Consider the following 21,373-nt stretch of genomic DNA (forward strand, 5'->3'; position numbering starts at 1 on the left):
CTAGTCATGAATGATTTTTTATCTATCTAAAGGTTAGTTCTATCCATCAAAAAGCATAACGAATATTGCAATAAGGCAGTTTCTCTTGCAATAAGTCACAAAACGGTTTGACTAACTTACCCTTAAACCCCCGTGCGTAGCGAACATTATTGCCACCTGTTTGCGAAAGTTTATCTTCTTGTAACTTCGGTTGCCACAAAATTTCTTCAGCTTGGGGGTTCCAAACTAAATTGACTTCGTGTAATTCTTCGTTATGAGTCAGAAAAATTACCTCACATTGTAATTGCGCTTTGGCTTTTTCTGAGAGTGTATCATCAATTTGCTCAAACAACTCAGTATAATTCGCTAGCCAATCTTCACTATAAATAACAGGAGCAAAATTGAGGTGAACTTCATACCCCGCTTCGACGAAATCATTGACGGCGCCAATACGTTCTGCAATACTCGAAGTTCTAACATCAACAACCTGCGCCATTTTATGTGGCATCAAGCTATAACGAATCCGCGTTTTACCTTGCGGGTCATACGCTAACAAATCTCGATTAACACGCTTAGTTGCAAATGTAGCCTTTGCATTAGGTAAAGTGCGAAATGTAGTAATCAAGTCTTTAACATTATCGCAAATTGCCGCATCAACAGAGCAATCGCTATTTTCACCAATCTCATAAACCCAGTCCTTTGGGTCAACTTGGTTTGGTTCAAGCTTCATTCCCTGTTTAGCTGCGTGTCGCGTTAAATAAGCAATAACTCGCTCAATATTAACAAAAGTGGTAATGGGATTGGCATAACCTTTTCGGCGAGCAGTGTAACAATACACACACGCCATTGCACACCCATTTGCGTGAGAAGGAGAAACAAAATCAGAACTGCGACAATTAGGACGACACTGTAAAGATTTTTTGACACCTAACACTAAAACTGTGCGCTTAATACGGTTCCAGTCTTCGGCAGATTCTGAGTTACCATGCAGTTCGGGGATATTCCAATGCGATGGAACCTCAATTAATCGCGCGTCTGAATGCTGCGCTAAAATTTGTTGACCTCGGTCGTAGTCTAAAATCGCTTTCTCGTAATAAATCTCTTTAATGTTAAGCAATTTTGCAATCGCTTCGGGTTTAGTATTAGGCAACTGTAGAATAGTCAAAGCACTAATCCTTACTGAACACACTTTAGTATACCCACCCCACATTTACAAGGTTGTTAGGATAACCGATAACAATAGAGGGGATATCTAAACCGTAACCAATCAAGACTTTGCAGTATAATTTGGGAGCTTTGTTACCTCGAATACGCGCTTTAATTAATAGAATAAATTGGTGATGGGTATCGTTTTTAAGTCGAGTTAATGAGACGACTGCACAGTTCGTGATGCCTGTGCTACAATTAGTTAAATGTCTACAAGGTTTGAAGTTTTAGAAATTTTCTTGTAGTTCTTCAATGGTGCTTGTCATTGCGATGGTACAAATTATTTCTTGCAAACGCTCTAAATCACTAATTTCACTAACTCGTGACATTAGTTCTAAACCCTCAGTTCCGAATTTTGCTTCTAAAACCCTTTCAATAGCCAATAGCATTTGTTCCTTGCGTCCACGTTGATCGATTTCTGTATACCAAGGTGATTCTCTTAAAACAGCCATATCCCACCTCATAATGTCTTGAACTAGTGCAGTATCTAACACAAATGTAGCAAAGAACGCAAGAATTGTTTCAAGTTTGCCTAACTCTTCATCGGCTCTTAGGATTTGTAAGGCTTCCCTGATTATAGGCTCATTCTCTCCTCCTTTAAGCATTGGCACAAATGGAAGCAGTGATGGTATCCGTATTTGAAGTGCAATGTTCACGTCAACTTCCCATAAGTTAATCACCCGATACTCCTGAATTGACTTTAAACCAGCGACGCTTGATTTATACCTGCTGGGTATTTTGCTATCGCTGATTTTTAAAATATTTATCAGCACAGGATAAACTGGTAAGTCATACTTTTCTGCTGCTAGTCCAACGTATGAATTCATTCGACGTGGCTGTTTTGATGAATAGCGCAGTTGCAATTCATTTAAAAGCAGAAATCTCCCATGCGTTTTACTTTCCGCACGAATTAAAACGTCGCTTTGTCTACCCACCCATTGAAATTCTGGATTGAGAATTTCTCCTGTGACAACATCATCTATTCCGGTTGCCCATCTTGCCCAATTATTAGGCGCCAAACTAATTATTTTTTTGGCGCCAATATCTGCTGGTTTTGCCATTGTTAGTAAATGCAATAATTACGGCATTTATAGTAACTTAATACTTGCAGCTAAATATACTTGTTATTAATAAGTTTTTTGTCAATTTGAGAGTAATAAATATTGTCATCTAAAATTCATATTTCTACTTATTTCCCCTTAAATAGCAAATTCTTACAATCAAAATAAATGTCAGTATAGTGACATTTTTTGTTACCATCCCACAAACTGTCACAAACGAACCCGAAAACTAATCTTAAGCCAGCGAAGATTTTAAGTAATAGATGCGAAAATTTGCTTAGAGGGTTTTGACCTGTCTGTGTAAGTTTTATGTATCTTATTATATCTTTATTGTGGCAGCATTTATATGGCTTTGTCCGACCGTTCGTTCTTACTTCACGTTAGACTTGCATCTGACCACCCGGAGTTGTTGAAAGGGTTAGATGTTTGGTTACAATTAGGTTTAATTTCTGACTCTCAAGTGAGGTTAATATGCCGAGAGTATTGTGCTTGTACTTTGCCATTACAGACAGCACACGAACCTGTAGAGGTAACTAATAATATACAGCAAAGGTTAGTTAAAGTAACTCCGGCGCCTTCAACGTCTCCGCAACCAGAACCGTTGCCTGAAAAAGAACCGGGTTTTGTCACTAGTATGGTTCAGTCTTTAATGGCTGAACTTAGTGTGCGCTGGTTATTGTTTTTGGGGATGTTTTTGGTTGTTGTTTCATCTGGGTTACTTGCTGGTAGTCAGTGGGATAGGTTTCCTGCTGCTGGACAATATGGAGTTTTGTTTGCTTATACACTTAGCTTTTTCGGCGCCAGTTTTTGGGCAGGCAAGCAGTCTAGTTTAAGCTTAACTGCAACTGCGTTGTTAGTTGTCACACAATTATTAATACCCGTTAATTTTTGGGCAATAGATGGGTTTAAACTGTGGCAATCTGGAACTGATGTTATTTTTGCTGTGATTGCGTCAGTTATTTTGACGATGATTACTATATTAATTGGTAACAGCCGTTTATTTGTTGCCAATTTGCCAAATGTTAATTTAAGGCGCCTTCAAATATTAGGATTGTCATATTTACATTCAGGGTGGAGTATACCAGGGTTTCCTTTGGTAGCAGTTTATATCGGAATGATTGGGACTAGTCTTTTAACTGTATATCAAATGCGATATAAACCACACGAGAATAGTAAACAAACTACTGCACAAATTAATTTACCTGTATCTGTAATTATTTACTCATTATTATTACTGTTATTTAGAGCTATATTTGTCGTCGGTATTGATATTACCTTATTAGGGTTGGCAATTGGAATTTGCGGATGGTTAGCTGGTTGGTTATCGATGCGAGACTCAGATAATATTCAAAGTACTGGCTGGCAATTCGCTGGCGCCACGTTATTATTTATAGGTTGGGGAGTTTCGGTAATAACACATCCTGTACAAGCACTCGCTGTAAGTGGTTTAAGTTTATGGTATTTTTGGCGCCGTTTAGAGTTATATAGTTATAATCTTGATTACGCTGCTGTTTTTACAATTGGATTACAAGCTAATTGGTTGTTGTGGAGAATTATTCCAGCAAGCGTGAGAAGCAACATACTCGTAATAGTAACTTCAGTTACTAACAACCATGAATGGGTACTATTAAGCTTAGGATTATTTCCTTATTTAATAGGAATGATAGCAGTAACTGAGTATTTACGTACCAGTAATAAGTTAGGAGTTGCGAAGTTTGGAGAAGCTATTAATTTGTGCTTTGGAGTCATCCTCGCTTCTATTAGCTTTCATTATCCAGTAATACGTTCTTTAAACCTGTTGTTAAACACCCTTACTCTTGCAATTCTCACAAAACGACGTTCTGTTGCTGCTCTCTTAGTATATTTGACCCATATTAGCGCCATATTAACACTATGCTCGTTCATCAACTGGCGCCTGCCAACGTTACAGACAGAATACTGGGCAGTAATATTATTAGTTTTGATGGTGGCAGAATGGCTGTATAGTGTAGGTGAGGGAATATGGCGCCGTAGTGCATTACATATTGGATATGCATTAGCTATCGTTAGCTTTGCTCTACTATGGTCAGATACATCATATATATATAGTAGTTATCCACAACAAGATAAATGGGGACTAACATGGCTGAGTGTACCTATAACTTTAACAGCAATTAGCAGTCGCACAGAAGCAACACGGCGCCCAATAATAACCGTATCTAGTGTATTAGCTGTTGGACTTTCCCAGTTTCTAACTTTAGTTGTACCTCAAGTTCGCGTCATTAGTTTGGCTGTTGCAACAGTTTTAATGATTATTAATACAAATTTCTTATTAAAACAAGTAGAGTTTGCGATAGTCACCGTCGGTTTTGCGCTGATGTTTGAAAGTGCTTTATTATGGGATGTTGCAAGATTTAATTTACACGGGTTAGATGCTTGGCTTTTAGTTGGAGCAATTAATGTTTTTAGTTTATGGTTAATACGTGCGTTATTATTGCGTAGAGACGCGATTAATCGCGTCTCTACATTATACGCTGCTGCGTTTCAAAAATGGGCATTATTACTGTGCGGCGCCGAATTATTAATGCTAACGGTTCACTCGGTGTTAGTATACTCTGGTGTTGCTCAAGCTGGAATTTTGTATTTAGTTGCGACTGCTATTACAACTGGTGCGATATTATTTCGGACTTGGCGCCAACATACTAATCGAGGGTTCTACGGTATTGGTTTAGGGTTAGAATTAATAGTGGCGGAGGCTTTAGCTTTTAGCGGTAAAACCACAATAAAGATAGCTGTGGCAAATATTGCCCTTGGTTTAACTGCTCAATTATTCGGTGAATGGTGGAAACGGCGCCATCGTTTAGAACAACTTCCTCATAGTTTCCACGTTTTACCTATTATATACGCTGCGTTCAGCGTTATATTACGGTTCAACACATTTAGTAGTTGGACAGGTTTATTTACGTTTGGAGTGGCAGTAATTGTAATTGGTGTTGGTAGAAGGTACAACAGCTTAAAACCATTATTGTACGTAGGTTTGATTGGAGTTGCAATTTCTCTCTACGAAATGTTATTTTACCAAATGCTGCAACAAAAGGGAGGATATTATGGAGATGGGTTGATAGCGATGTCAGCATTGGGTGCGATAATACTATATATATATCGTATTCTCTCGCCTTGGTTGACTGAATTTTTACACTTAACGCAGTTAGAAGTGACGGCAATAGCACATTTTCATTGGGTGTGGAGTAGCAGCTTATTATTAATGGCAATTGCAACTCCAATAAATATAAACCGCTTTATTGGGTTAGCAACGGGTACATTTTTAGCTAGGTATGCTATTTTCCAAGGTCGGGGTGCTACTTCCACACGCGAGGAAGAAGTAGCAAAAGAAATTTGGGTTTACCTGGGTTTAATACAAGCAATCACATTAGTAATATTACTACGAGACTTACCAATCGCGCGCTTATTCACTCAAGAGTTATTAGCTTGGGACGCTGCTATCTGTTGTATTGGCGCCTATTTTATCTATATATTACCGTGGAAGAGTTTGGGTTGGTCACGAAAACCTTGGAGAAATGCTGCTTATGTCTTGCCCTTATTAGTACTATCACTCACTTGGTCACAAGTTTACCCAGTAACTATATTAATTACAGCATGTTTTTATATATTCCTAGCCAAGTTAGGAAATACTTTCCGGTTAACTTATCTTAGTCTCATTCTGGTAAACTGGGCATTAATGCGCTGGTTTTATGATTGGCACCTAACTGATGGACTATGGTATGTAACAGTATTTGGTTTATCGTTATTATATATAGCCCAATTCGACCCAGAGATAAAATTACCTCAATCAAAAACTGGGCGCCATACCTTAAGAATGATAGGTAGCGGTATAATATCTGGGTATGCCTTAATATTCCATCAAGACACTACAATTATTCCAGCTACATTAAGCTTAGTAGCAATTTTTGCTGGGTTAGCGTTACGAATACGGGCATTTCTTTACGTTGGTACAGCTACATTCTTGATAACAGGAATTTATCAGCTTGTAATTCTTAGCTTACGATACGCATTTGTGAAATGGATAATAGGGTTATGCGTAGGTATTATTTTAATATCTATTGCCGCCAACTTTGAAACGCGACGCGAACAGTTAAATGCAGTAGTGCGTTCCACAAGCGATGCATTTGAAAATTGGGATTAATAAATCTGAATTATTCTTCATAAATCATCTTTTTTGTCATTCCACCATCGATTATAAAATTCTGTCCTGTAATAAACGATGCTGCATTACTAATTAAATATTCAATCATCAAAGCAATGTCCTCTGGTTTTCCGACTCTACCAGCAGGATGTTGCAAATTATCAATTTCTCGAATGTTAGATTCTTGTTTTCGACTAGCTTTACTCCACTGACTAACATCTATCCAACCTGGACTAATGCAATTAACTCTAACATCTGAACCAAGACTTATAGCCAAAGCATGAGTAAGTGCGACTATTGCTCCTTTGGAAGCAGCGTAAGCTTCTGTATTTGGCTCAGACTGTAACGCACGAGTTGATGCTATATTAACGATGGCGCCTTTTGATTGACGTAAATGAGGAATAGCATACTTTGACATTAAAAAGTAGCCAGTCAAATTAGTTTCGATAACTTTGTGCCAATCTTCTAATGCTAAATCTTCGACTGGTGCATTATTTGGATTAGAAATACCAGCATTATTAACGAGTGCATGAATGTGTTTAAATTTATTTATTGTATTCTCAACACATTCTTTTACAGATTCTTCTTGAGAAGTATCAGTTTTAATAACTAGCAAATGTTCTTGAAACTGATTAAACTCATGTGAACATTCTTTAATCGCTTCAACATCAACGTCGGCAATTACAACATTATAACCCTGATTCAATAAATATTGACTAGCGCATTTGCCAATACCTTGGGCGCCACCCGTAACAATAATTGTTTGGCTCATATTAATTAATTAAAATTCGTTTTGTTTTATACATCGCGCGCTTTAAAAAAGTTATAAACAGCAATAGTAATAGCTAAAACTAACGCTATGTGAATTAGATTTCCTACAATATTAAGCGCTAAACCTATAGCCCAAAAAGCCAATAAAACTACAACAACGCCCCAAAGAATACCTATCATACTTATTGCTCCTTGTAATATAATTTTGTTACTTAAACATTTTAAAGTTTGTCCCTACTTATTGATATAAGTCAAAATACGTATATTTCAACTTAAATCATCTACCTTTAGTTAGAGTAGGTAAGTTATAGTAGAAACGTTACATGTAATCAGAACTTACGCATGAAAGAAGTTGTATTAAAAATATTTTTAATTAAAACAAGGCTTATGACAGGATTAACCCAAATAGCTTAGTGGTCTGTGTCATTAATTTTGGGGTGTTGGTTTGCAGCGGATGAGAGCGGATGTAACGGATAATTTATTTGTTACAAACAAGATTTTCAAACTTTCGGCGCCTTCAAATAATGAATCAACTATCCGTTACATCCGTTTAACATCCGTTGCACTCCCTACCAACCAAAATTAATGACATTTGTGGTTTTTCTTCCTCTGTGTAGAGACGCGATTATTCCCTACGGGACACTGCGTGAACGCGTCTCTACCGTGTCCTTGTAAAAAAAATAGCCAAGTTATAGTGATTTTCGCTTAGTTATCGGGAATACTAAATAGACACAATAAAATCTCGGTAGAGCGTGAAGTATGAACATTCGATATTTACCATTTACAAGATGGTGGCATTGGATATTAGGTATCCTCCTAGCAACAGGAGGTCTAGGAGCAGGCGCCGTTGTTTTTCTCGCAAAGTCCCCACAAGAAAACAACTGTGTCTCCGAAACCCCCTTAGACACCGCATCCGCAGTTATATATTGTGCAACAACAACAGTTGACGAGCAAGACTCCGCTAAATTATCTTCATCAATTCGATTACTAAACACAATACCCCAAGACAACCCCTTACGTTCCAACGCAGATAACTTGATAGAACGCTGGTCACAGTCAATAATGCATCTGAGTCAAAAAGCATTTAACGAAGGAGATATAAACAGAGCCGTAGAACTAGCGCTCATAATACCCGATAATCATTCTGCTTCTCAAACAGCTAGTGAACAAATAAAAACTTGGCGGTCGATATGGTCGCAAGCGGAAAGTATACATGCTGCTGCCTTAGCAGAAATTGACGATGACTCAAAAAACTGGTATGCAGCTCTTAACAAAGCGAAACAGTTGCAGACATTAGAGAATGAATACTGGGCGAGTACAAAATATTATGAATTAGTACGTCACATTCAAGGCGCCCGTGAAAACCGTGAGAAAGGGGACATCGAGAAAAAATCAGCATCAGAGAAATTGCAGACAGACAATAGTGATAATATTGTGTATGATGATAAAAGTGACGAATCAACTCAACTAAATATAGCGCGCAAGCTTGCCAACTCAGGAAAACTAGACGATATGCGTTCTGCGTTAGTAGAAGCAAGTATGGTAATTTCTGAGCCATATGTCAAAGACGCACGTAAATTAATGACGGAGACAGAAAATAAAATTGCTGTTTTAGAAGATAGTACATATTTGGAGGAAGCGAAAAAGTTAGCTTCTAAGAATGATGAGATATCTCTAAAAATGGCAGTCAATGAAGCAAAATTAATAGGTAAAGAGCGTCCTTTATACAAAGAAGCAAATCAGCAAATTGCTACTTGGGAGAAAAAAATTTTACAGTTAGATAATCAAGCAATTCAGACAAATAACGTCAGTTTTAAAAAGGCGCCAATTATATCAAACGCCAAGAAAACAAGTACTAGTAAAGCACCAACGAGTGCTAACGCTAAATTTGAGGTTCAAAATGAGTTAAAACCGATATTAGATAATTATAACATAAAAGAGAGCCTTTATCCATCGATTGAGAAATTAGAAGAGATGCAAATGAATTATTCTGGGGAATAAATTTAAGCTTAGTCCCAGAAAGTGGGTGTATTTACCATTCTTCCATTCACGTTTATTATCTAGTAATTAAATTATATCTTTTCGTGAAATGTTTAAATATAAAGTCTGTAAGTAGAATAGACTTATAGAGAACAAAAGCGAAAACACCCAATGACCTCCTCAACCTTAGCGAGATTACCCCGCCTCAATGCCCCCGAAGTACATCACCTACCTAACGGTCTGACTGTTATCGCGGAGCAAATGCCTATTGACGCTATAAACTTAAACTTATGGTTGAATGTCGGTAGTTATTTAGAACCTGATGCAATCAACGGGATGGCTCATTTCCTTGAGCATATGATATTTAAAGGAACCAAGCGATTGCAGAGTGGTGAATTTGAACGAAGAATAGAGCAACGAGGCGCCGTTACCAATGCTGCCACAAGTCAAGACTATACGCATTATTACCTAACTTGCGCTCCTAAAGATTTTGCCGAACTGGCGCCACTACAAATGGATGTGGTATTAAATCCATTAATACCCGATGATGCATTCGAACGTGAACGGTTAGTAGTTTTAGAAGAAATACGTCGCAGTGAAGATAATCCTCGGCGCCGGATGTTTGGACGAATGATGGAAATGTCATTTGAAAAATCACCATATCGTCGTCAGGTATTGGGGCCACAAACGGTAATATCTCAACTACAACCGCAGCAAATGCGAGATTTTCACACACACTGGTATCAACCAAAGTCAATGACGGCAGTAGTTGTAGGAAATTTACCCGTTGAAGAGTTAATTGATACTGTAGTATTAGGATTTGGTAATAGTAAACAGCTAGTTGATAATCAACAACATACAGTAAGTTATTCCGAAGCACCATTTAAAAAAATAGTTCGCAGTACATATATAGATGAAACTTTACAGCAAGCGCGTATAGCATTAATGTGGCGAGTGCCTGGATTAAAAGATTTGAACGACACATACGCATTAGATGTACTAGCAGCGATTTTAGGACATGGACGTACATCTAGGTTGGTGCGCGACCTACGAGAAGATAAAGGGTTAGTATCGCACATCGGCACGAGCAATATGAACTTTCAGCATCAGGGGATATTTTATATATCGGCGCAATGTCCAGTAGAAAATATAGAAGCAGTAGAAAATGCCATAGTTGAACATATTCAAGCAGTTTCTACCAGCAAAGTAAGTGTTTCAGAACTTGAGCGTATTAGTTCTCAGGTTGCCAAGCGATTTGTTTTTGCTAACGAATCTCCTAGCGACAGAGCAGGTTTATACGGCTATTATCAATCACTTGTAGGCGCCTTAGAACCAGCTTTCGAGTATCCATCTCGTATCCAAGCACAAACTTCTACGCATTTAATGCAGGCAGCTGAACAATATTTACCCAGCGATGCTTATGGTGTGGTCATTGCTAAACCATGTTAATAGTAGGGTGGGTTGAAGCCCACCTTACTATTTAATCAATCGAACTGGGAATACCCAAAATAGTACACTGTAAATCAGCACCAAAAGATTTAATAATGGGGTGCTTTACAGAATTACAACCTAAAAATAAAACATCGGCGCCTTCTAATTCAACAATTTGCTTAAGTTCTGAAGCTGCACAGCCAAACCGTAAAAGGCAATCAAAATCGACTTGCCACTCTTCTGCTAAACTTCGTGCTTGACAAAGAATAGCATCAGTTTGTTCCATTATCATTAGACATTCGCTTTTAAGCCTTGCTTCTGTTAATACAGATGTTGAAACAATATCCGCATATACAGGTTGATGTATACTTAAATATGTTTCTTGTATATAACAGCTTTGATTATCTTCAACCACATAAACTGCTTGAACAATTATTTGCATGTTAGACGCTAACCGAGCTTGATGTGCCATGCATAAAGCTATATCCAACGCCGTATGACTCTGGCGAGAACTGTTATACCCAACAATAAACTTACCTGAATTAGATTTATTCTCAATAGATATGGGTGGTTCAGGCGCCAGTACCATTTGCTCAATCAAATCATCTCGACCGATAGTATTTTGCAGTCGAGTCAACATCGGCTTGATTTTCACAGCTTTCACTTCTCTCCAATATAAAGAAACAAACAAAGAAAAGTGGAAATATCGACTTGAGATTAGATATAATATAGCTCAATCTAAAATCATCGATAAGAACGCCCTTATCAAACTGTTGCCACAGCCAAACATGAGGGAGTTCCTTCCACGGCTTACGGAGTTAGCTGACGGGCGAAGGCTGGAAGGTGCCTCTATAAATATTAGCCCCAAACGATGGTTCCTCCGTTCCTGACATCTCCTCGACAAATCAGGATTAAGCTACCCACTTAAACTAGATAGGCGATGCACTTGCAATAACAATCAAATTATAATCGCTTATTGAAACAAATCATCTATGTAAAGATATATTTCATCAAATTTTGTGGCACAGGTGTCCTCGCCTGTGCAGTACTCCCAAATTAAAATCACATATTCGCGCCATAACCAATTTAAATCACCTCAACCACAAAAAATAATTTAATATTTCAAACCAAGTCAAATATTTTACAAAAATATTGATTTTAAAGTATTATAAAATACAACAAAAAAATTAACATTTTATATTAGTAGTATATGAATTTTTAATAGTATGTTTAATATATTCCGTGCGTCTAGTACAATAGCTCATGTTTGATAACGTCTGTAAATTTTTAGCAGAACACTACTCAACTAACTTCGCCAACTGGCTAATAGGGAAAGATATAAATTTCACGAGGCTTGAGCCATCCGAACTTTCGCTTGAACCAATTAGAGCAGATGCAATTATATTGCTACAAAGCGAGAAAGAAATAATGCACATAGAATTTCAAACTGAACCTAAAAAAAAGATTCCATTTCGGATGACAGATTATCGTTTACGGGGTCATCGTAGCTTTCCAGAAAAGGAAATGTATCAGTTTGTAATTTATTTGCAAGAAACCTCATCTGAGTTAGTCAAGCAGAACAGTTTTAGCTTGGCTCGAACCTATCACGAGTTCGATGTAATTCGGCTATGGGAGCAAAAAACAAGCTCATTTCTGCAGTATCCTGGTTTATTGCCCTTTGCAGCATTAAGTAAAACTAACGACCGCACTCAAGTTCTACGACAGGTTGCCCAACAAATAAACCAGATAACAGATGCAACTGCACAAAGCAACGTTACAGCATCAGCAGCTATTTTAAGTGGGCTAGTATTAGATAAAGAGTTAATTAGTCGTATCTTGCGGAGTGACATTATGAAAGAGTCTGTAATTTACCAAGAAATCGAAGCCCAAGGAATGGAAAAAGGTATAGCCCAAGGTATAACCCAAGGTATAACCCAAGGTATAACCCAAGGTATAACCCAAGGTATTGAACAGGTTGCTTCAAATATGCTTAGACAAGGAATGAGTATTGATTTAATTGTAAGTGCTACAGGCTTAACTATTGAAAAAGTACAGCAATTGCAGCGAAATCAATAGTCTAACTTCTAAAACAGTAATAAGCGCCCTCCCAAATCGAGAGCGCTTTATATTATCTCCCATGTGGGTCACTATAGGCAGGGTTTTTGGTAAATGATTCGTCGGTTAGGGTTTTTAGAAACTCTACTAAGTCTTGTTTTTCTTGTGGAGTAATTTGGAAACCAGAGACGAAGTTACTTTTTAGGGGGTTTTTACTTCCTACTCCTGCATACTCACCTGTTTTTATCGTTCGACCTCCTGCTGCATAATGGTCTATGACTTCTTCAAGTGTGGCTATACTACCGTCGTGCATGTACGGTGCTGTTAACTCAATATTTCTTAATGTCGGCGCCTTGAAGCGTCCCATATCTGATGGTTTACGTGTAATTTCATGGACTCCTGTATTATTGGGTGGATATGCTCCTTTGCCGTCAATATTATAAAGTCCTGTATTATGAAAAGCTATTTCTTCAAATGCAAGACGCTCGTGTTTAACAGAGTCACTAAAATTAAAGCCTGAATGACAATGAAAACATTCCATACGTTCACTATTGAATAATGCTTCGCCACGTTTTGCTGCGGTTGATATGGCGCCTTTCTCTCTACCATAGCGATAACGGTCGTAGGGTGAATTTGCTGATATTAAACTGCGTTCAAACGATGCTATAGCTTTAGTAATATTTTTAAGATTTACGTTATCTTTTTCATTGAATGCAGCAGCAAATAACTTTTGGTAATTAGGGTCTTCGCGCAATTTATTTAATACTTGTTTGTCTTTACCCGATAAACCTAATTCTACAGGACGTTCACCAAACATAGGTACTAATGCTTGTACTTCGAGCTTTTTCATGCCGGGATGTGCCCAAGTCAGTACAGAACTATAAGCGATATTGGCTAAACTCATGGAACTACGGGGATGTTTTTCTCCGGTTGCTCCTACTGAAACAGGTTTGGGGTCTGAAAATGCCACTCCTTGAATATGGCACGAAGCACAGGAAAATTCGCCAGTTACAGAAAGGCGCCCTTCATAGAAAAGGTGTCTACCCAGTTCTACTTTTTCTTTTGTCATAGGGTTATCAGCAGGCACAATTGGTTTTGGCATCCAAGCAGGAATATCCCAGACGTAATCATTATTCGGGATAGGCGCCGATAATGCTTGACTCAAACCAATTGATAAACAGCAGGTCAGTGCGAAAACCACTGTTAAACCGAAGCAGCGTTTCCACTTATAAAGCATGTGTATTACTTTAGGCTAAAAAATGTTTGTTTAGGAGTTTTATCACCAAAAGGTATCCCAAAATTTTTCATTACGCCAGTACAGTCTTTGTCATTGGGTTCTGACATACACCCAGGCGCCGTTCCAGGTTGGTTATAACTCAAATCTACATTCGCCAAGAGTTTTGCAATATCAGCAACAATTACATTTTTATTTGGGTCAAAGTTATTCAATGTGATAGTTGCTTTATTAGGATTGCTACATGCCGTTGTGGGTTTTTGACTAGTTGTTTCAGCTTGACAACCTGTACTGCCTAAATGAATGAGAAAACCCTGAGATTTTGCCATTTCATCATGAACGTGTTGCTTTTGACCCGTGGAAGGTAGTCTATAAGTAAAATCAATGCGAGCAAACTTGTAACCAAACTGCCAATTCCACCATAATGATGTCAGGTTTAAAGGAGAAGGCGCCAGCGTCGAGTCTTCATGGTTAAGATTTTGTGGAACACCAAGAGAGAATCTTACAGCTTTGTATTTTCCTTTGGGAACCGTGCCAATAACATCAGTGCGCGTCTCAACTGTACCATTCACACAGGCGCCTGTCTTATTCTCAAAGTCGATTAATGCCACATTTTGATATTGCCATTTACCATCTTGGGCAAGAGTTAGGGGAACAACTTTACCCTGTGCATCAATTAAAGAAACATCAGAAACGTAAAAACGAAAGTCTAAAGGAGTCACAGTAGTCGCAGCTTTGCCCAGTTTGTAATTACGACCGCAAGCAAAAGGTTGATTATTTACTCTACCAGCAAATTTAATTGTTATCTGTTGAGTAGTATTTGTTTGTTGAGAGTAAGCTGTACCTGAAAACACAATACTTCCTAAAGTCAAAGCAACCGCTAAATATTTTAATGGTAATTTCATAATTCAAGTGTCATGAGTCACCGTAGTTAAGCATCTCTCGACTATTCTTAAGCTTCACATTATACCCTAATATAATCGTAAATACTCTATATTAAGCGTTGCAATAAAAGCTACTAGTAGTCTATGTGATTAATTTTGATATGTTGGGTAGGGTGTGTGACACCAAGGGGAAAATTCCACTTTTCACGAAAAATCTTGTAGCGTGACGCACCTTAAGTCACGCACCCTACCTCTAAATCTTGAACTCGCAAATCCTAATGGTTGACATATCCAACTAATTGAGTATAGATTGAAATAGTACTCAATTAATTGAGTACAATTAACCATTTCAAAAGAGAAATCATCATGTCGAAATCTTCGCTCTATCAAATCCAACTACCTGAAAATCCAAGCGCAGTTGTTTTTGTAAATGGCATGATTGCTCGCGATAGGTCTGGCTTTCTGTGGTTGTGGCGCCATCTTAACAGCATTCGTCAATCAACTGTTAAAGCACCAGGTTGTATCCAAGTCAAAGCGGGAATTTGTGGCGCCAAAGAAATTATTATGGTGAGCTACTGGGAATCAGACCAGCATTTAATGGACTTTTTCCGGGGTGCTGCCCATCGTCAGATGATGCAATTTAACACCCGTCATCCCGACAGTCTTTGTCTTTATAATGAGATGTACTATCCTGCCAAAAGTGGGAAATATAGTCATGAACCACAGGGAATGGCAATGGTCTATGGACTTTAAACGATGACGAATAGTTCATAACAAATAACTCATCCGTTACATCCGTTGTATCCGTTGCCATTTGTCAACTCTCAATCGAATTAAAAATAAAAGTTTACGAGCGATTATAAGTCTCTCGCAGTACTAATGTTTTCGTAAATCAAAAGCTTTACTCTAAAATATGGAGTTTTCTATAAACAATTGATGCTGTGAACGAAGACGAATTTATCGAGCAGATTCAAGATGTCCAAAGGCGTGTGGCAGAACTGAGACGTGATGCTAAAGATTTGCCTTTACCGCAAAAGAGTAGGTTGACTGAATCTTTGGAACGGTTGACTAATGCTTTGCGAGATTTACAAGTTGCCGAGGAAGCTATACGTTTATTGCTTTCTGCTGTTCAGCAATCTAGAGATTCTATAGTTATTACTACCGCATTATTAGACCATCCGGGGCCAGAAATTGTTTATGTGAATCCGGCATTTACTGAGATGACAGGTTACGGTACAGAAGAAGTACTTGGTAAAACTCCACGCTTACTCCAAGGCGCCAATACAGATAAAAAATTACTCAACGATTTGCGTTGGCATTTACGTGAGGGTCAACCTTTTCACGGTGAAGCAATTAATTATCACAAAGACGGTACAGAATTTTTTGTAGAGTGGAACATTACGCCAATTCGGAATGTGAATCAAACAATAACACATTATGTAGCCATACAGCGTAATATTACCGAGCGTAAGGTTTCAGAGCAAGAACGAGAAAAATCACTTAGTCAAGAGCAAAAAAATCGTAATGCAGCAGAAACAGCAAATAGGGCTAAAGATGAATTTTTAGCGACGCTTTCCCATGAACTTAGAACTCCTTTGACTCCTATTCTTGGTTGGTCGAAGGTGCTGCAAATGAAACAACTTCCTGAAGCTAAAGTAAAAGAAGCTTTAGCACAAATTGAAGAAAATGCTAGACGACAAGCACAATTAGTTGATGATTTACTTGATGTATCGCGTATTACTCAGGGTAAATTAACATTGAGTTTAAGTTCGGTTCCACTTGTGGCGCCAATTAATGCAGCATTAGAAACGGTACGTCTCGCAGCGCAAGCAAAATCAATTCACATCGAAACAATTTTAGACACAAGCATTCCAGTAGTAATAGGAGATATCGGTAGACTTCAACAAATTATGTGGAATATCCTCTCTAATGCAATTAAATTTACCCCTGAAAACGGTAATATTATGGTTAAGTTAGAACGAGTTGACCATCATGCACAAATTACTGTTAGCGATACAGGTAGAGGTATTAATCCAAAATTTATAAGATATATATTTGATAGATTTCGTCAAGAGGATAATTCCATAACGCGAGAATTTGGCGGTTTAGGGTTAGGATTATCGTTATCGCGGCAATTAGTCGAAGCGCATGGTGGTAGAATTACAGCTAGTAGTCCCGGTGTTGGTCAGGGTGCAGTTTTTACAATCACACTGCCTTTGATGATTGAAGCAGTTCATAATAATTCATTAGATACAACGACGACAAATCAGGCACAAGAACAATTTAATTTAAAAAATACGCGCGTGTTAGTCGTCGAAGATGAACCAGCAGCTTTAGAGTTTATTTCTTTTATTATCGAAGAAGAAGGCGCCGTTGTCACTCCTGCCGCTTCAGCAAAAGCAGCACTCGCAGCATTGAAAAAATCTCAGTTTGATATATTAGTCTGTGATATTGGACTACAAGAAACAGATGGATATACATTAATACGTCGTATCCGGGCACTATCAGAAAAACAAAATCGTAATATTAAAGCGATTGCCCTGACTGCTTACGCAAGTGAAGCGAACAAAGAACAAGCAATAAATGCAGGTTTTCAGCTACATATAGCCAAACCTTTTGAACCAAGCGACTTAATTGCTGCAATTGCCCAATTATTCAAAATGTAAGTTCGTCATTGACGACCATACCATACATATATATATAAACAATTAAGCCCAATCAAAGGTGACTGGGCTTAATGTCGATAAAATGATTCAAACTAGTTTACTTTGAGATTACTTGAACAGTTAACAAATAAGGGTTTACATCGCGAACAAACTCAGCACTTTACTGTTTTTCCGCTTTGGGATTTGGCTTGCTGTCTAACGCTGATAGCATTACCACATTTAAATTATGCTGAACATTTGTTTTAGGCTATCGACCGGAGACACCTTGTCTTGAAGCCCTTTGATTTGGTTTGTCCTTGTTTGGTGTCTTGATAATTAATTTAGCACCAATAAAACAAGTGGCGCCAGTTTTTAACGTTTATTTACAACTGTTAAAGTTTCGCAACAGATGATGTTGGCAAAGGATGATGAACGGATGTAGCGGATGATTTATTGTATCCGTTACATCCGTTGTATCCGTTGCCCTATATCAACATTCCAGCAATTGCGGCAGTAATAAAACTAGCCAACAACCCGCCGATCATAGATTTAACACCCATACGCGCTAAATCATGCTGACGGTGCGGCGCCATTCCGGTAATGCCACCAATTGTGATACCAATCGAACCGATATTCGCAAAGTTACATAAAGCATAAGTGGCGATAATAATGCCACGTTCGGATATTTGCTTGTTTTCAATAACTGTTTTTAAGTCTAAAAAAGCGATAAACTCGTTTAAAATCGTCTTTTTGCCTAATAACGCTCCAACTTGCATACAATCAGATAACGGTACTCCCATTAAAAACGCGATAGGCGCCATTACAAACGATAAAATCCATTCGAGTGATAGCTGTGGTAAAAAAACGCGCGCTCCTATCCATCCGAGTAAGGCATTAACAACGGCGAGTAAACCTAAAAAGGCGATAATCATTACACCAACATTTACAGCTAGCTTGACTCCATCTATTGCACCAGTCGTTGCCGCATCTATTGCATTAACATAATTAGTTTTTACATCCATCTTTACATTACCTGCGGTTTCGGCAATTTCCGTTTCTGGATACAGCAGCTTTGCTACTACTAGAGCAGTTGGTGCTGTCATAAAAAATGCTGCGATGAGATGTTCTGCTGGTACACCAAACGATAAATAGGCGCCTAAAACACCCCCAGCAACCGTTGCAAACCCTCCTGTCATTACCGCAAATAATTCCGATTGTGTCATTTTTGCGACAAATGGCTTAACTATAAGCGGTGATTCAGTTGGTCCTAGAAAGATATTGCCAGCAGTAGACAAAGACTCGGCGCCGGAGGTCTGCATCGTTTTCATCATCACCCACGCTAAACCACTAACTACCCGTTGTAAAATACCGTAGTGATATAAAATACTAATGAATGCTGAAAAGAAGATGATAGTGGGAAGTATCTGAAACGCAAATAAATGGTCTTTATAACTGTCACCGAATACAAATTTGGCGCCGACATCAGAATATGACAGAAAATTTGAGACAATATCACCAAGAGACTTAAAAACCCGTAAACCCCAAGGAGTCTTGAGTATTAACAGTGCAAACCCAAACTCCAACCCCAAACCCCAAGCAATAGTACGCCATCGTATCGCCTTACGATTGACCGACAAAGCATAAGATATACCAATAAATACGATGATACCAAATAACGAAATCGCGCGCTCCATAATGACCCTGTATATGTAACCCCTAAGACTCTAAGCTATAAAGGATACATCAATTGCGCTCAATGTTACGAAATTAGCGGGAAACCCGTCTGCAGGGCTGGACGCACTACACTGCGTTTCGTTCAGCATGACAAAAGTCTATATTTTCACCTAAAAATAATGAACTATCACTTCTCTTAAATGCCTCCGCGAGGTACATAATCAAAGTCGTATACGTGCAGATGGCAGTAGTACCTACGAGTAAATTTGGCATAATTTATTAGCAATCCGCAACAGTTGCTTGCCAGTTTCTATTGTGTTACGCATACACTTTAGTCCAGAGACTCTGCAACTACTCGACCCACTGATTAAGGATATTAAAAAAGAATTTACTCACGACCCTAGATTTTCTATCTTCTTCAAGGCAATTGAACGGTTAGGTAGTCCTAACGATGCATCGATAAAAATATTTTCTGAAACAGAGAAAGAGGAAGCTCTTAAATTACTCCAAAGCAAGTTATTTGGCGAGAATGGCTCATCACAAAATTATTCTTTTCCAGATAATCCTATCTGTTATGCATCCCGCCCCAACTCTTTAATAATTCGTGCCAACGGCAATGTGGGAAAGTGTACGGTCGCGCTCTACGACGAACGTAATCACATCGCCTCTTTACAACCTGATGGGACTCTCAAGTTAGTACCAGGTCGTCTTGCTCCCTGGTTGCGTGGGATTGAAAACCTGGATTTAGCTTCATTAGCTTGTCCCCTTGTTAATTTACCATCAAGTTGACAAGAGCGTCTTTATCGCTACAGATTCCGCAAATCATTGTGATGAGGAAACCAGTCTCAATAAATTGCAAGAATAGCTGTTTTTATCATAGCTATTAATAAAGCAGAAGATTACTTAAAAAATCATCTTTTGCTTTAATATATTAATGTTAACTTGTTTAATTCGGCGCCGCAATATCAAATTTTTTTTGTATTAAGTAAATTATTCATTACACACTACTATACTGCATGTAGAAGTGATACTGCAAAAGATAGAAAATTTCTCGAAATTGACCCCCCGTGAATTCGGGAGGAAAATAGTGCTTTTAGCTCACCAAATCATCGGGGGGTTGGGGGATTATACTGTTCGGTTAAGAAAATTAGACAAAGAAGAAAACCCTGTAGAGACCGTATGAATTCGGTCTCTACATGCCCGGAATTATCGCAAAAAATTCTTAACCGAGCAGTATTGAATTACGAGTACCCCAACAAAGTTTTTTCAATGGCTATAGAGCCTGTGTACTACTTTAATTTTATATTGAATCAGCAAATTCAACTTCAAATAGCTTCTTTTTTTGGAAGGATTGGGTAATTGTTGCTCCTGATCCTAACGCTCCAATCTTTTGTAGTAAACCTTCTGCTAGTTTAAATTGACCTGAGATTGAGTAAGAATCGTCTGTCGTCAATTCAATCGTTGTTGATAAAGCACCAGCTAGTCTTGTATGAACTAAACGCTCCCAGCTAGGTTCATAAGAAAGCCAGCTATATTTTTCTTTATCAATAGTCATGTTTGGAGTCCAAGGCTTTCCACGAAGCTTAATAAGCTGTGAATTATTTTGTGATTGATTTTTTTGATGTTCACCATTTCCTTCTATACCGCCTGCTCCAGTTATCTTAACTTCGGCATTTGCACCGTACTTATTACTCTGATTACTTACGTCTTGAAAAGTTATTTTTGTAGCACCTAAGTCTGCTAAGAGATTAATCAATTCTGCTTCTCGTTCATCATAAAGCAAATCGTCAAATGCTTCTATAGGAATATATTTGTTTATCTTCGTCTTCAAAGGATGTACTCGATAAAGATGTTCTGGCAAGGGATGTCCTGGTGGAAATTCAAGGTCATCAGGAATAGATGATAAAGAAATCGATTCCACTAAAGATTTCCATTTTTCAAGATTAAATTGTTTAAGAGTTTTAATAGCTTTGTCTAAAGATTGACCATCATTATTCAAGGTTTTTGGAGTTACCGACTCGGACTCAGACAACTGGCTTTGTTTCCATGTACTAATGACGCTCGTGGAAGCAATTTGAGCGAGTGTTCCAGTACCGTCAACCATTGCTGCAAAGCCGACAAAGAGTTTCTGCCAATTCTCCACTGGTTTTAAGTTATCAATTTCTTTGATTATTGAAGAAAGTTTTTCAAAAAAAACGGGATGATTATCTGTTGCTATATAGATTATTTGCTTATAAGAATTCATGAACTACTCCAAAATATTCACTGTT

At 38.2% G+C, this 21,373-nt stretch carries 16 protein-coding genes and 1 riboswitch; of the genes, 7 read left to right on the plus strand and 9 right to left on the minus strand.

The window, feature by feature from the left end:
* Window positions 1-46: 46 nt before the first annotated feature.
* Together DSM106972_RS32870 and DSM106972_RS32875 are read right to left on the minus strand one after the other, a co-directional pair.
* Window positions 47-1,144, minus strand: coding sequence for a spore photoproduct lyase family protein (locus DSM106972_RS32870; RefSeq protein ID WP_201800817.1), 1,098 nt, complete (start codon window positions 1,142-1,144; stop codon window positions 47-49).
* 268 nt (window positions 1,145-1,412) lie between these two features.
* The gene (locus tag DSM106972_RS32875) at window positions 1,413-2,246 is read right to left on the minus strand and encodes an RpnC/YadD family protein (protein WP_127084636.1); all 834 of its coding nucleotides are present in this window, start codon (window positions 2,244-2,246) and stop codon (window positions 1,413-1,415) included.
* Window positions 2,247-2,592: 346 nt separating this feature from the next.
* Here DSM106972_RS32875 and DSM106972_RS32880 point away from each other — a divergent pair, with 346 nt between their 5' ends.
* Window positions 2,593-6,429 (plus strand): DUF2157 domain-containing protein, encoded by a 3,837-nt coding sequence (locus DSM106972_RS32880; protein WP_127084637.1) that lies wholly within the window; start codon window positions 2,593-2,595, stop codon window positions 6,427-6,429.
* Window positions 6,430-6,439: 10 nt separating this feature from the next.
* Here DSM106972_RS32880 and DSM106972_RS32885 read toward each other — a convergent pair whose 3' ends face one another.
* Window positions 6,440-7,201, minus strand: coding sequence for a glucose 1-dehydrogenase (locus tag DSM106972_RS32885; RefSeq protein ID WP_127084638.1), 762 nt, complete (start codon window positions 7,199-7,201; stop codon window positions 6,440-6,442).
* Window positions 7,202-7,227: 26 nt separating this feature from the next.
* Complete coding sequence (locus DSM106972_RS32890; RefSeq protein WP_127084639.1) at window positions 7,228-7,380, minus strand: lmo0937 family membrane protein; 153 nt, start codon at window positions 7,378-7,380, stop codon at window positions 7,228-7,230.
* Between the two features lie 579 nt (window positions 7,381-7,959).
* Here DSM106972_RS32890 and DSM106972_RS32895 point away from each other — a divergent pair.
* Window positions 7,960-9,201, plus strand: coding sequence for a hypothetical protein (locus DSM106972_RS32895; RefSeq protein WP_127084640.1), 1,242 nt, complete (start codon window positions 7,960-7,962; stop codon window positions 9,199-9,201).
* 150 nt (window positions 9,202-9,351) lie between these two features.
* Window positions 9,352-10,629 (plus strand): M16 family metallopeptidase, encoded by a 1,278-nt coding sequence (locus DSM106972_RS32900; RefSeq protein WP_127084641.1) that lies wholly within the window; start codon window positions 9,352-9,354, stop codon window positions 10,627-10,629.
* Window positions 10,630-10,660: 31 nt separating this feature from the next.
* Here DSM106972_RS32900 and DSM106972_RS32905 read toward each other — a convergent pair whose 3' ends face one another.
* Window positions 10,661-11,266 carry a putative universal stress family protein gene (locus tag DSM106972_RS32905; RefSeq protein WP_233787413.1) on the minus strand — a complete coding sequence of 202 codons (606 nt, stop codon included), beginning with the start codon at window positions 11,264-11,266 and terminating at the stop codon, window positions 10,661-10,663.
* 140 nt (window positions 11,267-11,406) lie between these two features.
* Window positions 11,407-11,539: riboswitch (cyclic di-AMP (ydaO/yuaA leader) on the minus strand.
* Between the two features lie 335 nt (window positions 11,540-11,874).
* On the opposite strand from DSM106972_RS32905, the gene DSM106972_RS32910 reads away from it, so the two are divergent.
* Window positions 11,875-12,687 (plus strand): Rpn family recombination-promoting nuclease/putative transposase, encoded by an 813-nt coding sequence (locus DSM106972_RS32910; protein ID WP_127084642.1) that lies wholly within the window; start codon window positions 11,875-11,877, stop codon window positions 12,685-12,687.
* 52 nt (window positions 12,688-12,739) lie between these two features.
* Here the strand turns inward: DSM106972_RS32910 and DSM106972_RS32915 are convergent, their stop codons facing one another.
* Both DSM106972_RS32915 and DSM106972_RS32920 read right to left on the minus strand, forming a co-directional pair.
* Window positions 12,740-13,903, minus strand: a complete 1,164-nt coding sequence (locus DSM106972_RS32915) for a methanobactin export MATE transporter MbnM (protein ID WP_127084643.1) — start codon at window positions 13,901-13,903, stop codon at window positions 12,740-12,742.
* A 5-nt stretch (window positions 13,904-13,908) separates the two neighbouring features.
* Window positions 13,909-14,805: an MbnP family copper-binding protein gene (locus DSM106972_RS32920; RefSeq protein ID WP_127084644.1), complete on the minus strand. Its 897-nt coding sequence runs from the start codon at window positions 14,803-14,805 to the stop codon at window positions 13,909-13,911.
* A 345-nt stretch (window positions 14,806-15,150) separates the two neighbouring features.
* Between DSM106972_RS32920 and DSM106972_RS32925 the strand changes: the two genes are divergently transcribed.
* Complete coding sequence (locus DSM106972_RS32925) at window positions 15,151-15,537, plus strand: antibiotic biosynthesis monooxygenase family protein (protein ID WP_127084645.1); 387 nt, start codon at window positions 15,151-15,153, stop codon at window positions 15,535-15,537.
* Between the two features lie 188 nt (window positions 15,538-15,725).
* A complete protein-coding gene (locus DSM106972_RS32930) occupies window positions 15,726-17,450 on the plus strand; it encodes a hybrid sensor histidine kinase/response regulator (protein ID WP_127084646.1) in 1,725 nt (574 codons plus the stop codon).
* Window positions 17,451-17,914: 464 nt separating this feature from the next.
* On the opposite strand, the gene DSM106972_RS32935 is transcribed toward DSM106972_RS32930, so the two are convergent.
* On the minus strand, window positions 17,915-19,123 hold the full coding sequence (locus DSM106972_RS32935) for a NupC/NupG family nucleoside CNT transporter (RefSeq protein ID WP_127084647.1): 1,209 nt from the start codon (window positions 19,121-19,123) through the stop codon (window positions 17,915-17,917).
* A 295-nt stretch (window positions 19,124-19,418) separates the two neighbouring features.
* Here DSM106972_RS32935 and DSM106972_RS32940 point away from each other — a divergent pair, with 295 nt between their 5' ends.
* On the plus strand, window positions 19,419-19,892 hold the full coding sequence (locus DSM106972_RS32940) for a hypothetical protein (protein ID WP_127084648.1): 474 nt from the start codon (window positions 19,419-19,421) through the stop codon (window positions 19,890-19,892).
* A 511-nt stretch (window positions 19,893-20,403) separates the two neighbouring features.
* Here DSM106972_RS32940 and DSM106972_RS32945 read toward each other — a convergent pair.
* The gene (locus DSM106972_RS32945; protein ID WP_127084649.1) at window positions 20,404-21,348 is read right to left on the minus strand and encodes a hypothetical protein; all 945 of its coding nucleotides are present in this window, start codon (window positions 21,346-21,348) and stop codon (window positions 20,404-20,406) included.
* Window positions 21,349-21,373 lie beyond the last annotated feature (25 nt).

The organism is Dulcicalothrix desertica PCC 7102 (assembly GCF_003991905.1).
GTDB lineage: Bacteria > Cyanobacteriota > Cyanobacteriia > Cyanobacteriales > Nostocaceae > Dulcicalothrix > Dulcicalothrix desertica.